Below are 13,194 nucleotides of genomic sequence, written 5' to 3'. Positions count from 1 at the left end.
AAAAATTTTAGTAGATTATTTCAGAGATTAAAGTATCGATAGCTAAATTTGCAGCCTTATTTATCGTCTCAAAAATAGTGCTTGAGCTTGGATCTGGGCAGAAAATTTCTTTTGTGATCATGCCTGATTTTAGCGAGGTGTTTGCGTTAAATAGCTCATAAGCTAGCGAAACTTCGGCCTTGTCGCCTCTTATTTGAAGTGAGATGATGCTAACTTTTAGCCTAAGATCCTTTGCATTTGGTGAAAATATCGGCTTTGCAGCGCAGTTTGAGTAAAACCCTTTTACTAGCGACTTATAGATCATCTCGCTTGGCTCAGAGACAAATTTAGCATCGCTCAAATATCTTATCTTGTTATTTTCAGCAACGATTAAAATTTTTCTAGTATCAACCATATCAAGGGCGCTCACGTTTTCGATGAAGACATTTTTTAGCTCTTTTTGCTTGTTTTCAGCTGAGCACTCTTTGTTTGAGTAGTGTATCTCATACATCGTGGCTTGTGGCACGTCGGTCTTTAGCGAGCAGCCAAGAAACAAAAATGCAGCCGCTAGAAAGATTAAATTTCTCATTTTTTGTCCTTTTTATCTGTATTTGGCACTGGATTTGTGAAGAAAAACTCGTAAGGATTATCCTCAAGTCTTTGAAGCGCACCCCTAAACTCACGAAGCGTCTTGTCAAATCCATTTAAAAAATCGCTAGCCTCTCTAAGCAGCGGTGAGACGGTATTTCTAAGGTCATACTCGCCGTTTTTTACCTTTTGAGTGACGATATCTTGAAGCGAGCTATATCCAGTGACAGCTGAATTTGCTGATTTAAAGACTGAATTTGCACTGGCGATTAGAGTGTTTAAATTTTTAGCAAGCTCTTTTGTGTCGGTTTTGTTTAAACTATCAGTGAAATTTTTTACATTTTTAACGATGCTATCGATCTCGCTTAGCCCCTCTTCGTCAGTTAAAACCTGGGTAAATTTATCGATATTTCTTAGGATCGACTCGATATGAGCGATATTTTCAGCCGAGAAAAATCCATCAACCTTATCAAGGGTTTGATTTATCTTAAAAGTGATGTTTTCTGCGTTGTTTCCGAGCTTTGAAAGAAGGCTCTCTTCAAGCTTTAAGATAGGCTTATCACCTGGTTTAAAATCCTTCGTGCCTCGGCTTATATTTATACTAGCCACACCACTAATTGCCTGAACTTCGATGCTTGCCACGCTATCAGCCTTGATAGGTAGGTCTTCTCTTATCTTCATCGTGATGTTTATAAGAGCGTTTTTGTCATCGACGAAATTTATATCACTAACACTTCCTGCTGGCACGCCGATAAATTTAACCGTAGAATCAACCTTTAGCCCGCTTGGCAGCTCGCTTGTGTGGATGTAATACTCCTTAAAATCAACCTTTGTGTTATTTTTGCTAGTCATCCACCAGATAAATATCGCAAAAGCTGTAAGGCATGCTATGAAAAACATGCCGACAATAGTATAAGAATTTCTATTTTCCATCTATTTTTTCCTCATTTTAAATAGCTCTTCAAGCGGGTTATTTTCAAGATGCTCAAGCTCTTTTATATCTCCCTCGAAGGCTATTTTTTTGTTATCTATTATCAAAAATCTATCCAAAATATCAAAAATGCTATCGGCATCATGCGTCACCATAACGACTGTTACGCCGATGCTATCACGAAGCTCTTTTATGAGCGCGTCCATCTGTCGTGAGCTAACTGGATCAAGACCGCTGTTTGGCTCATCCAAAAATAGCACCCTAGGGCTTAGCACTAAGGCTCTTGCAAGCGCAGCTCTTTTTTTCATACCGCCACTTAGCTCGCTTGGATAGAGCATCGATACCTCTTTTTTTAGCCCCACCTTTTGTATCCAAAACATCGCTATCTCATCGATCTGACGCTTGTTAAATTTAGAGTACTCATGAAGCAAAACGCCCACATTATCAAGTATCGTCATCGAGCTATAAAGCGCTCCAAACTGAAACATCGTCCCACTTTTTAGCTTGATCTCCTGCTGCTCTTTGGGGCTACTTTTCCACATATTGACGCCATCAAACGTTATATCGCCCTTATTTGGCTTTTTTAGATATATCATCGTCTTCATTAGCGTCGTTTTACCAGTGCCACTGCCACCTAAGAAGCCATAAATTTCAGCCTCTTTGACGCTCCAGCTCACATTATCGTGCATTATCTTATCGCCATAACTTGTCGTTATGTTTTTTCCAACTATTATTTCGTTCATATTTTTAGCCACATAAAAATTATCGCAAAAAATGCATCAAGCGCGATGACCCAAAATATCGCATTTACAACGCTAACAGTTGTCATCGCTCCAAGGCTTTGGGCGTTTTGACTAACGCCAAATCCCCTCATGCAGCCAATGATCGCTATTACAGCGCCAAAAAACGGCGCTTTTATCATACCAACAGCAAAGTGCCTAAGCTCGACCATCTCACGAAATCTATTTAGATAGTCGCTAAAGCTGATATCAAGTATCGTTTGGCAAATGATCATCTGCCCTAAGATGCTTATAGCGTCCGCTATAAAGATGATGACTGGCACGCAAAGCACCATGGCGATGATGCGCGGCAGCACCAAGAAGTTAAAGGGTTCAAAGCCCATCGTCTTCATCGCGTCTATCTCCTCAGTTAGCTTCATAGCACCAATTTGTGCGGTAAAGCTGGAGGCCGACCTGCCCGCCACAACGATAGCAGCGATGAGCGGGGCCACCTCTCTAAGCGTTAGCATACCCATGATCTCAACTATAAATATACTTGCCCCAAAGCTTGCTAGCATCGCACTACCAAGATATGCAAGCACAACGCCTATCAAAAAAGCGGTGAGCGAGACGATAAAAACGGCATTTACACCGCCATCTTTTATGTAGTTGCTAAATTCTCTAAACCTTAAATTTGCAGGATTAAGGAAAATTTTGACGCTTTTTATTAAAAACTCGCCCAAAAACGAGCCAAACTCAACTAAATTTACAAATCCCTCGCAAATTTTCTCTCCCAAGCGTGAGAAAAAATTTAGGCTATTGTGCGGTGGCATATATCTAAAGTCGATATTCTCGTCATTTAGCAGCTCGCCCATCGCCTTTATCTTGGCGTCATTTGTGATGATCTCAAATTTCTTGCCATTTAGCGTGTTTTTTAAAAGGATCAAAACAGCGTAATCAATGCTCTTTAGCTCGCTAAAGTCAAATTTAACATTGCCGTTAAGCTTTTGGATTTTTTTAAAAATGCTTTGTAAATTTTTAGCCTCTTTGTAGCTAAACTCACCTGCAAATTTTATGGTCGCAGTGCCGTTTGCTTCGGTAAAAACGATATCATTTCTCTTTTGCAAAAAGTTCCTTTGCCTTAAAATTTCTGGATTATATTATAAATTTTGTTAAAATAAAAAATCAAAAATTTTAAGGACAAAGATGAAATTTGAAGTTATAAAAAAAGATGGCAACGCAAGGCGCGGCGTGCTTACCACAGCCCACAGCGTGATACAAACGCCAGTTTTTATGCCAGTTGGCACGGTTGGCGCAGTAAAGAGCCTTGACGCCTTTGATATGAGCGAAATTTTAGACGCAAAGATCATTTTAGCAAACACCTATCATATGTATCTGCGCCCTGGCAGCAAGGTCGTGCGTGAGTTTGGCGGACTGCATGGATTTTCTAAATTTGATCGCTCATTTTTAACTGATAGCGGCGGATTTCAAGCATTTTCGCTTAGGTCAAACACCAAAAACGACGATGGCGGGATCAAATTTAAAAGCCACATCGACGGCAGCACGCACTACTTCACGCCAAGATCCGTCCTTGACACTCAGTATGACCTAGGCAGCGACATCATAATGATACTTGATGATCTAGTCGCCTTGCCAGCTGAGCCAAAAAGGATAGGTCTTAGCATAAAAAGAACGATAAAATGGGCAAAAGAGGCGATTGATTACCACAAATTTATGCAAAGCAAGGGCGTTGGCTTGCAGCAAAATATCTTTGGTATCGTTCAAGGTGGCACCGACTATGATGCACGTAAATTTTGCGCGCAGGCACTAAATGAGATGCCTTTTGACGGCCTAGCCATCGGCGGTCTAAGCGTTGGCGAGAGCAACGAGGCGATGTATGACACGGTTGAGGCGGTTATGCCGTTTATGGATGAGCTAAGGCCTCGCTACCTAATGGGAGTTGGCACACCTGAAGACTTGGTAGAAAACGTCGAGCGAGGGGTTGATATGTTTGACTGCGTGATGCCAACAAGAAACGCAAGAAACGGCACGCTTTTTACTAGCTTTGGCAAGATAAATATAAAATCAGCCCGCTTCATAAACGACCACTCGCCGATCGATAAAGAATGCCAGTGTTACACCTGCAAGCGCTACTCCAGAGGCTATCTAAACCACCTTTTTAAGGCAAGAGAGCTCACGTTTTTTAGACTAGCAAGCCTTCATAACCTGCACTACTATTTAAATTTGATGAAAGAGATGAGAGAGGCGATAGAGGCTGGTGAATTTGCTAAATTTAAGCGAAATTTCTACGCAAAAAGGAGCACAGATGGACTATAAAAGCGCACTTTGTGGATATTTTTATGGAGATGCATTTGACTACATCACACTCATCTCATCATCGCAAAAGCAAGTTTATAAATTTTTATTTAAAGATGGCAAAATTTACAAAGAAGATCTTGAACATGAATGCGACAAAAGCACGTTTGAAGCAGCTATTAAGGGGATTTGTAACGAATATGCAAATAAAATTTTAGAGCATCAAGACGAGCTAAATGAGTATGAGAAAATTTATGCTAGCAAGAAAAATTTTGAGAAATTTATAAAAAGACACCACTTTTTAAAGTATGAGATAAGGAAATTTCAAAATAGCATTTCGCACTTTTACGAAGCCCTTGCGATCTGCCAAAGCGAGCAACAAGGGCTTAAAAAAGAGCTTAAAAACAGCATCCATGAAGCAAGCGTATTTAAAACCATAGCCAACGAATACGCCTATAGAGTTGAAGACATCTATACATTTATACAAAGTGACAAAAACGACAAAATAAACAAAAATATCTACCTTTTGACGCTGCTTTCGGCGATATTTTTACCGCTAAATTTAATAACTGGCTTTTTTGGTATGAATACAAATGGCATGTTTTTAAGCTCATTTAAAGATGGCACATTGATAGTTTTTGCCTTTATAGCGATGCTTTTCGTGCTATTTTTTATATTTTATTACAGGTCAAATAAGGATATTAGTTAAATTTATAGTAGGCTTGGCAAGTTGATCCAACCTGCCAAGCAAATTTGAAGTTATTTTTTCTTAATGATGATCTTTTTGCCGTCGCTATCGATGGTGATCTCATCACCACTTTCAAGCTCATCTTTCAAGATCATATCAGCGATCTTGTCTTCAACTAGCTCATAAAGCGCTCTTCTAAGAGGTCTTGCTCCATAAACTATGTCAAAGCCAGCTTTTGCGATAAATTTCTTAGCCTCTTCGCTTAAAACTGCCTTGATACCGCGGTTGTGAAGAGTTTTTTCAAGCTCTTTAAACATGATCTCTACGATAGATATCAAGCCTTGCTCATTTAGAGGATTAAAGATGATAGTGTCATCAAGCCTATTTAAAAACTCAGGTTTAAAGTAGTTTTTAAGCTCGTTTTTAACAGCCACATCACGATCTTCACCCTTTAGCTCCATTATGAAATTTGAAGCGATATTTGAAGTTAAAATGATGATAGTATTTTTAAAATCAACCGTTACACCCTTGTTATCAGTAGCACGTCCATCATCTAAAATCCCCAAAAGTATGTTAAACACATCCTTATGCGCCTTTTCAACCTCGTCAAAAAGTATGACTGAGTAAGGTCTTCTGCGAACTGCCTCTGTTAGCTGACCACCCTCATCGTAGCCTACATATCCTGGAGGCGCACCAAGTAGCCTGCTCACGCTGTGTTTTTCCATATACTCGCTCATATCAAAGCGGATAAGTGCCTTCTCATCGTCAAATAAAAACTTAGCCAAAGCCTTAGCAGACTGAGTTTTACCAACGCCTGTTGGTCCAAGAAATAAAAATGAACCAATCGGCCTTTGACCTTCATTTAATCCTGCTTTGTTTCTTTTTACAGCACGTGCAAGTGCGTGTAGTGCGTCATCTTGACCGACAACACTCTCTCTTAGATGCTCTTCGATGCGCAGATATTTCTCTTTTTCGCTTGTTAGCATCTTTTTAACTGAAATTCCAGTCCATTTGCTCAAAATTTCAGCCACAAGCTCTTCATCGACTTGATTTTTAAGAAGCACGCCCTCTTTTTTCATGTGCTCCCATTTTTCTTCAAGCTCGTGTTTGTACTTTTTGGCGTCTGCTATTTTGCCGTATTCTATCTCGGCAGCCTTTTGAAGATCGCCATTTCTTTTTGCTATCTCAGCTTGTGATTTTAAGCTATCGATCTCTTTTGTTGCTTTTGAAATTCCGCCAAAAACGGCCTTTTCGTTTTCAAATTTAGTATCAAGTGCTAGCTTCTTCTCATTTAGATCAGCTATCTCTTTTTCGATCTCGCCAAGTCTTTCTTTATTTTTATCTGCATCCTCCATCTTTAAAGCTTCTTTTTCTACTTGAAGCGTTACGATCTCACGTTTTATCTTTGAAAGCTCGTATGGCTCGCTCTCTATTTGCATCTTAAGCTCAGCTGCCGCCTCGTCGATAAGGTCGATCGCTTTATCTGGCAAGAAGCGGTTCGCGATGTAGCGGTCACTTAGCCTTGCTGCGGCAACTAGTGCGCTATCAGTTATCGTGATGCCGTGGTGAACTTCTAGGCGCTCTTTTATACCACGTAAAATTTGTAAAGCCTCATTTACGCTTGGCTCTTTGACATCTATTGGTTGGAAGCGTCTTTGAAGTGCTGCATCTTTTTCAAAGTATTTTCTATACTCTTTTAGCGTTGTCGCACCAACAGCGTGAAGCTCACCACGTGCAAGGGCTGGTTTTAGGATATTTGCAGCGTCCATTCCGCCCTCGCTCGCACCTGCTCCAACTATTGTATGAATTTCATCTATAAAAAGTATGATATTGCCAGCTTTTTTAACCTCGTCTATGACAGCTTTTAACCTATCTTCAAACTCTCCTCTATACTTTGCTCCAGCTACGACTGCGCTCATATCAAGCGCAATGACACGCTTGTTTGCAAGGCTTGTTGGCACGTCACGAGCCACTATCTTTTGAGCTAAACCCTCAACGATGGCTGTTTTACCAACGCCTGGCTCACCAAGTAAGATAGGGTTATTTTTGCTCTTTCTTATTAAAATTTGCATCATCCTTGTGATCTCTTCATCGCGTCCGATGACTGGATCAAGCTCTTTATTTAACGCTTTTTGCGTTAGATCGATACCAAATTTCTCCAAACTATCAAGAGTATCATCGCCAGTTTGGCTATCTATCTTTTTACCGCCTCTTATGCTCTCAAGATTCTTTTTGATCTCTAAGATATCGCAAAATTTGCTCAAAATTTGTTTGATCTCATTAAGCTCAAGAGCCGAGATGATCCATGTGTCAACGGCTATGTAGCTATCGCCCATACTTACCATTAAAGCTTTTGCATTTTCAAGCGAATTTATAAGCTCTCTTGAAACTGAAACATTATCTTTTGTGACATTTGAGCTACTTGGGAGTGACGAGATCTTGCTTTTTATCTCAAGCTCGACTGCGTCTTTGCTTATGTTCATCTTATTAAATACTTGATTTAAAATAGAATTACTATCAGCGAGCAAAGCCCAAAAGACGTGAAGTGGCACAACTTGTGGATTTTTAGAAAAGATCGCTAAGCTAACGCCTTTTTCGAGTGTCTCTTGCATCTGCGCTGTTAAATTTTCTGTTATGTCAGCCATTAAAGCTCCTTAAGTTATTTTATAATGGCGGCATTATATAACTTTAGTCTTATATTGTCAAGTATTTTTATAACATTTGTCACTCTTTTTATGTAATTGCTAAAATTTACTGTTATAAATTTGTGTTAAAAATAGATAAAAGCTAAAAATATAAGGTTAAATTTATGCTTTTTTTAGCCAAATGTTAATAAAATTGAGCCAAAAAATATAGGAGATATTTTGAACAATTTTACTAGATCTTTTGCGCTAAAAATAACAGGCGCCCTACTCATCTCAAGCGTAGCAGTAAATGCACTTTTTGCTAAAACCGAGGATGAGGCGAGTGCGAAACTTGAAGCACTTTCAAAACTTACAAAAACCATTTCAACCGTCGAGAAATACTACGTTGATGACATTAAATTTAAAGAGATAATCGACAAAGCTATCGCTGGTTTGATGCAAAATTTAGACGCTCACTCGAGCTTTTTAAATGAAAAAGCATATAAAGATATGCAGGTGCAAACAAGTGGCGAATTTGGCGGGCTTGGCATAACAGTTGGCATGAAAGATAGCGCACTAACCGTTATCTCGCCTATCGAGGACACTCCAGCTGATAAAGCGGGTATAAAAGCAGGCGATATCATTTTAAGGATCGATGGCAACTCAACTATTGGCACAACGATAGATGAAGCTGTAAATAAGATGCGCGGCAAGCCAAAAACTCCGATAACAATCACAATTTTGCGAAAAGGCGAGCAAAAACCATTTGATGTAAAGATCATAAGAGATCTTATAAAGGTTGAGTCTGTCTATGCAAAAATGATAGAAAATGAAAACATCCTTTATATACGCGTCACAAATTTTGACAAAAACGTTGTTACAAAGGTAAAAGATGCGATCAAAGAGCATCCAAAAGCAAATGGCATCATACTTGACCTTAGAAACAACCCTGGCGGTCTTTTAAATCAAGCTGTTGATCTTGTTGATCTCTTCGTAGATAACGGCATCATCGTCTCTCAAAAAGGTCGCGACGCATCTGAAAACGTGGAGTATAAAGCAAATGCTAGCAAAACTCTTTCAAAACTCCCACTTGTTGCCCTTGTAAATGGCGGTAGCGCAAGTGCTAGCGAGATCGTGAGTGGCTCGTTGCAAGACCATAAACGTGCAGTTGTGATCGGTGAAAACACATTTGGCAAAGGCAGCGTTCAGGTGATCTTGCCAATAGACGATACAGAAGCGCTAAGACTAACCATCGCAAGATACTACTTGCCAAGCGGCAGAACTATCCAAGCTGTGGGCGTCACGCCTGATGTAGTCGTGCATCCTGGCAAAGTGCCACAAAGCGATGATAGTGCATTTAGCATCAAAGAGAGCGAACTAAAAGCACACCTAAAAAGCGAGCTAAACAAGATAAATCCAACAAGTGAAGGCAATAAAACTGAAGCAAAAGATGATAAAAACATAATCACACAGAAAAAAGTCGATGAGGATATCCAGTTAAAAACAGCGATTGATACGATCAAAATTTTAAAGATAAAACAACAATAATCTAAAGGAGAACAACATGCAAAAAAGAGAGCTTATCTACGAGGGAAAAGGCAAAAAGATGTACGCCACAGACGATCCAAATTTACTTGTGGCTGAATTTAAAGACGATCTAACAGCGTTTGATGCTCAAAAAAGAGGTAACGAAGCTGGCAAAGGCGCACTAAATAACAAAATCTCTACTCAGCTTTTTAAACTGCTAGAGAGCAAAGGTATCGTCACTGACCTTGTTGAGACAATAAGCGACACTGAGCAAGTGGTCAAAAAATGCGAGATCATACCTCTTGAAGTTGTTGTGAGAAATATCGCGACTGGCTCACTTAGCAAAAGGCTTGGCATAAAAGAAGGCACAGTTCTACCTTTTACACTTGTTGAGTTCTACTATAAAAACGACGATTTACACGATCCACTAGTTACTGATGAGCACTGCATCATCATGGGTCTAGTAAAAAGCGAAAAAGATCTTCAAACTCTAAGACACACAGCAAGAGAGATCAACTCTATATTATTTAAATTCTTTGCAGAGAGAAATTTAAAACTAGTTGATTTCAAAGTCGAATTTGGTATCGACAAAGATGGCAACATCATCTTAGCTGACGAGATAAGCCCTGATAGCTGCAGATTTTGGGATGCGACAACAAACGAAAAACTTGACAAAGATAGATTTAGACAAGACCTTGGTAGCGTAAAAGTAGCTTACGAAGAAGTTTTAAGAAGAATTCTTTCTTAAGGACAAAGATGAAAGCTGTCGTAAATATAGCATTAAGAAGTGGGGTCTTAGACCCTGCTGGTAAGGCAGTGGAGCACGCGCTAAATTCGCTTGGATTTAGCGGTGTTTCAAATGTCAGGATAGGCAAACAAATCGTTTTAGACATCGACGAGAGCGATAAAAACAAAGCAAAAGAGCAGCTAAAAGTGATGTGTGAAGAGCTTCTAGCAAACACTGTCATCGAAGACTACGAGATCGTGCTATGAAAGTAGCGATCATACTTTTTCCTGGCACAAACTGCGAAGAAGACACAGCTCACGCTTTTAAACTACTTGGCTGCCAAACGCAGATCATCTGGCACAAAGAAGATAAGATCGAAGCTGATCTAGTCGTTTTGCCTGGTGGTTTTAGCTACGGCGACTACCTAAGAACAGCTGCGATAGCTAAATTTAGCCCAGCGATGCAGGCTGTAAAAGAGCATGCGAAAAAAGGCGGCTACATCCTAGGAATTTGCAATGGCTTTCAGATGCTTCTTGAGCTTGGACTTTTAAAAGGCGCAATGAGAAGAAATGAAAATTTAAATTTCGTTTCAAAATATCACCACCTAAAAGTAATCTCAAATAACAATAAATTCTTAGCAAATTTAGCTAAAAACGAAGTAGTAAATATCCCCATTGCTCACGGCGAGGGCAACTATTACACCGACAAAGATACACTAAAAAGCCTATATGACAACGAACAAGTTTTACTAAAATACTGCGACAGCCACGGCAATGAGATAAATCCAAATGGCTCAGTTGATAGTATAGCTGGGATTTGCGATGAGAGCAAAAAGATCTTTGGTCTTATGCCTCACCCAGAGCGCGCTTGCGAGAAAATTTTAGGCACAGACGATGGCATGAAGATGTTAAAAGGGCTAGTTTGGTAAAACGAACACTTTTTATCGCCCTACTCGCACTAAATTTATTTGCCGCAAACACTGATGAAGTCAGCGTTTTTGATATGATGGATGAGGCAAGAGAGGATAAATTTGTAAATAGCCAGGCATCAAAGCCGCAAACAAAGACTCCAAGCGAAGAAGAGATATCTAGAAAACTCGTCTCTCCTCGCTCTATCGCCCCTCAGCCAGAGCGTATCACTCCAGAGCAGATGCGAAATATCGTCCCGACAAACGAACCAGACATCAGCGTCCCTGATAATCAAGTCTATGACAAGATCAAGGTAAAAGACCTCCTTTTAAAAGCGACAAATATCCCTAAAAATGTCGTAGTAGGAGAAATTTTTAGCGTTGAGATCGTGGCTGATACGCAAAGTGACCTTGAGTTTGAGTTTGAGACACAGCTTGATGAGACAAATATCAAATGGCTAAATAAGAAGAATTTTCAATGGGTAAAAGGCGATGAAAACAAATACATCGGCACTTTCTACCTTGAAGCAACAAGCATTGACGCAAAGACTTTACGAGTTAGCTTGGATCTAAAAAGAAATGGCGAGAACTATCAAAACTCAAACATAAATATCTTTTTACCAAAGCTAAAAGAGCTTAGAAGTGACGAGAACTACAACCACATCGTCGCTGACAACCTTGAGGTAAAGAAATTTAAAACGACTAAATTTGATGATATAAACAACATCATGGTCGTTGAAATTTACGGCAACAATGTCGATCTAAGCGCCTTTAATATCGAAAATAAAACGATCCTAAAGCAAGGCGTAGATACGATAAATGGCGACTTTAACTCGCAAAGCGCATATTATTTTGCAGTATTTAAGCCAAACAAAAAGACACTTGACTTTAACTACTACAACCTAAAAAAAGCTAAATTTGAGAGCTTTTCACTGCCTGTGAGCGTCGAAGAGGACGAGGTTAGCACGCAAATCGGTCTAAATCCAAAACAAAGCGAATTTAGCACCTACAAAGATATCACGATCTACTCTTTGGTCGCTATCTTTATCTTGCTAGCGATCTGGCGAAGAAAGCTAAGCTACTTCTTTGTGGCAGCTGTTTTTATCGCACTTGGAATTTACACTTACAATCCTTTTGGCAAAGTAGTGCTTAAGCCAGATGTGAGCGTCACTATCTTGCCAACCAAAAATTCAACCGTTTTTTATACATCTCGTAAAAACGAAAATGTTGAAATTTTAGACACAAAAGATGACTACTCAAAAATTTTATTCGCAGATGGCAAAATCGGCTGGGTAAAAAAGGACGACCTTGTCAAAAATTAGAGCTATTTTCTTCTCTATCACATTTGTTCTTAGCGTTTTTGTCGTGGTATTTTTTATGTGGCTTTTTAACTCGAAAAATAGACCTATTAGAAAAGTTTGGGGCAGAGCCCAGAGATTTTTTGGTGGCTATACGCTTGAGGTGGTAGGTGAGTTTAAAGATGAGGCAAATATCTTACTAATAAATCATCAAAGCATGCTTGATATCATCGTGCTTGAAGAGGTGCACCCTAAAAATCTTTGCTGGATCGCTAAAGCACAGATAGGCAAGATCCCGATCATCGGTAAAATTTTGAGCCTTCCTAAGATGATAGCAGTCGAGCGAGAAAATAAGCACTCGCTAATAAAGCTTTTAAGCGAAGCAAAAGACAGAGTAGAAAATGGCCGTGTTTTAGCGATATTTCCAGAAGGTACAAGGTCTCAAACTAAAGAGCTCTTGCCATTTAAAGGTGGTGCGAAGTTGCTAGTTGAAAAGCTAAATTTAAAGGTTCAGCCTATCGTGATCGTTGGAAGCGATGCGATGAAAGTGAAAGAATTTAGCTTTAAAAAGGCTGACATCAAGCTCTTTTGCCTTGATCTAGTCGATACCTCAAAACAAAACTGGCTAGAGGCGACTAGAGAGAGCATGCAAAAAGTCTTAGACGAAAATAGAAAATAAATTTAGCTTTGTAAATTTACAAGGCCCTACTCTATATCTTTATTTATAAAATCTTGATTTTATATACTAGAAAATTTTGTCTATAAATTTAAAAAGGTCTAGCCGGAGCTAGACCTAAAAATATTAGCTTAAGAGATAAAAACTTAAGTTCTAAAGACGCTTAGTTTAGTATTTAGCGCATCTGTCATCTTGTTTAGATGCTCAGCCGCAG

At 39.4% G+C, this 13,194-nt stretch carries 13 protein-coding genes; 8 read left to right on the top strand and 5 right to left on the bottom strand.

Translation table 11 applies throughout. From position 1 onward, the window contains the following. Nucleotides 1-7 precede the first annotated feature (7 nt). From G6W42_RS09260 to G6W42_RS09245, 4 genes are read right to left on the bottom strand one after another with little or no spacing between them, the layout of a single operon-like run. Nucleotides 8-568 carry an ABC-type transport auxiliary lipoprotein family protein gene (locus G6W42_RS09260; protein WP_194173775.1) on the bottom strand — a complete coding sequence of 187 codons (561 nt, stop codon included), beginning with the start codon at nt 566-568 and terminating at the stop codon, nt 8-10. Next, nucleotides 565-1,500 (bottom strand): MlaD family protein, encoded by a 936-nt coding sequence (locus G6W42_RS09255; RefSeq protein ID WP_194173774.1) that lies wholly within the window; start codon nt 1,498-1,500, stop codon nt 565-567. The genes G6W42_RS09260 and G6W42_RS09255 overlap by 4 nt, the downstream gene beginning before the upstream one ends. Continuing rightward, complete coding sequence (locus G6W42_RS09250; protein ID WP_194173773.1) at nt 1,501-2,241, bottom strand: ABC transporter ATP-binding protein; 741 nt, start codon at nt 2,239-2,241, stop codon at nt 1,501-1,503. It abuts the gene before it with no gap. Continuing rightward, entirely contained in the window at nt 2,238-3,344 is a 1,107-nt protein-coding gene (locus G6W42_RS09245; protein ID WP_194173772.1) for an MlaE family ABC transporter permease, read from the bottom strand. The genes G6W42_RS09250 and G6W42_RS09245 overlap by 4 nt, the downstream gene beginning before the upstream one ends. 79 nt (nt 3,345-3,423) lie before the next feature. On the opposite strand from G6W42_RS09245, the gene tgt reads away from it, so the two are divergent. Both tgt and G6W42_RS09235 read left to right on the top strand, forming a co-directional pair. Beyond that, entirely contained in the window at nt 3,424-4,554 is a 1,131-nt protein-coding gene (tgt, locus tag G6W42_RS09240) for a tRNA guanosine(34) transglycosylase Tgt (RefSeq protein ID WP_194173771.1), read from the top strand. Next, nucleotides 4,544-5,242, top strand: a complete 699-nt coding sequence (locus tag G6W42_RS09235) for a CorA family divalent cation transporter (RefSeq protein ID WP_194173770.1) — start codon at nt 4,544-4,546, stop codon at nt 5,240-5,242. The genes tgt and G6W42_RS09235 overlap by 11 nt, the downstream gene beginning before the upstream one ends. Nucleotides 5,243-5,292: 50 nt before the next feature. Here the strand turns inward: G6W42_RS09235 and G6W42_RS09230 are convergent, their stop codons facing one another. Continuing rightward, nucleotides 5,293-7,866 (bottom strand): ATP-dependent Clp protease ATP-binding subunit, encoded by a 2,574-nt coding sequence (locus tag G6W42_RS09230; protein ID WP_194173769.1) that lies wholly within the window; start codon nt 7,864-7,866, stop codon nt 5,293-5,295. Nucleotides 7,867-8,118: 252 nt separating this feature from the next. Between G6W42_RS09230 and G6W42_RS09225 the strand changes: the two genes are divergently transcribed. The 6 genes from G6W42_RS09225 to G6W42_RS09200 are packed head-to-tail and all read left to right on the top strand — an operon-like array spanning nt 8,119 to nt 12,983. After that, nucleotides 8,119-9,393 (top strand): S41 family peptidase, encoded by a 1,275-nt coding sequence (locus G6W42_RS09225; RefSeq protein WP_346010472.1) that lies wholly within the window; start codon nt 8,119-8,121, stop codon nt 9,391-9,393. Nucleotides 9,394-9,409: 16 nt separating this feature from the next. Then, on the top strand, nt 9,410-10,120 hold the full coding sequence (gene purC, locus G6W42_RS09220) for a phosphoribosylaminoimidazolesuccinocarboxamide synthase (RefSeq protein WP_009293856.1): 711 nt from the start codon (nt 9,410-9,412) through the stop codon (nt 10,118-10,120). 8 nt (nt 10,121-10,128) lie between these two features. Further along, the gene (gene purS / locus G6W42_RS09215) at nt 10,129-10,365 is read left to right on the top strand and encodes a phosphoribosylformylglycinamidine synthase subunit PurS (RefSeq protein ID WP_009293857.1); all 237 of its coding nucleotides are present in this window, start codon (nt 10,129-10,131) and stop codon (nt 10,363-10,365) included. Further along, nucleotides 10,362-11,027, top strand: coding sequence for a phosphoribosylformylglycinamidine synthase I (gene purQ / locus G6W42_RS09210; protein ID WP_194173767.1), 666 nt, complete (start codon nt 10,362-10,364; stop codon nt 11,025-11,027). Before purS ends, purQ begins: the two co-directional genes overlap by 4 nt. Continuing rightward, complete coding sequence (locus G6W42_RS09205; protein WP_194173766.1) at nt 11,021-12,328, top strand: SH3 domain-containing protein; 1,308 nt, start codon at nt 11,021-11,023, stop codon at nt 12,326-12,328. The genes purQ and G6W42_RS09205 overlap by 7 nt, the downstream gene beginning before the upstream one ends. Next, nucleotides 12,315-12,983, top strand: coding sequence for a lysophospholipid acyltransferase family protein (locus G6W42_RS09200; RefSeq protein WP_194173765.1), 669 nt, complete (start codon nt 12,315-12,317; stop codon nt 12,981-12,983). Before G6W42_RS09205 ends, G6W42_RS09200 begins: the two co-directional genes overlap by 14 nt. Nucleotides 12,984-13,194: the final 211 nt, after the last annotated feature.

This window comes from Campylobacter concisus, from assembly GCF_015230015.1.
GTDB lineage: Bacteria > Campylobacterota > Campylobacteria > Campylobacterales > Campylobacteraceae > Campylobacter_A > Campylobacter_A concisus_AF.
The sequence above is the reverse complement of the archived record's forward strand: the minus strand, read 5'-3'. Positions and strand labels throughout refer to the sequence as shown.

Bases quoted from the DNA above. Each gene is read 5' to 3' on its own strand.
- G6W42_RS09260 (WP_194173775.1), bottom strand. From the start codon at position 568: ATGAGAAATTTAATCTTTCTAGCGGCTGCATTTTTGTTTCTTGGCTGC.
- G6W42_RS09255 (WP_194173774.1), bottom strand. From the start codon at position 1,500: ATGGAAAATAGAAATTCTTATACTATTGTCGGCATGTTTTTCATAGCA.
- G6W42_RS09250 (WP_194173773.1), bottom strand. From the start codon at position 2,241: ATGAACGAAATAATAGTTGGAAAAAACATAACGACAAGTTATGGCGAT.
- tgt (WP_194173771.1), top strand. From the start codon at position 3,424: ATGAAATTTGAAGTTATAAAAAAAGATGGCAACGCAAGGCGCGGCGTG.
- G6W42_RS09235 (WP_194173770.1), top strand. From the start codon at position 4,544: ATGGACTATAAAAGCGCACTTTGTGGATATTTTTATGGAGATGCATTT.
- G6W42_RS09230 (WP_194173769.1), bottom strand. From the start codon at position 7,866: ATGGCTGACATAACAGAAAATTTAACAGCGCAGATGCAAGAGACACTC.
- purC (WP_009293856.1), top strand. From the start codon at position 9,410: ATGCAAAAAAGAGAGCTTATCTACGAGGGAAAAGGCAAAAAGATGTAC.
- purS (WP_009293857.1), top strand. From the start codon at position 10,129: ATGAAAGCTGTCGTAAATATAGCATTAAGAAGTGGGGTCTTAGACCCT.
- purQ (WP_194173767.1), top strand. From the start codon at position 10,362: ATGAAAGTAGCGATCATACTTTTTCCTGGCACAAACTGCGAAGAAGAC.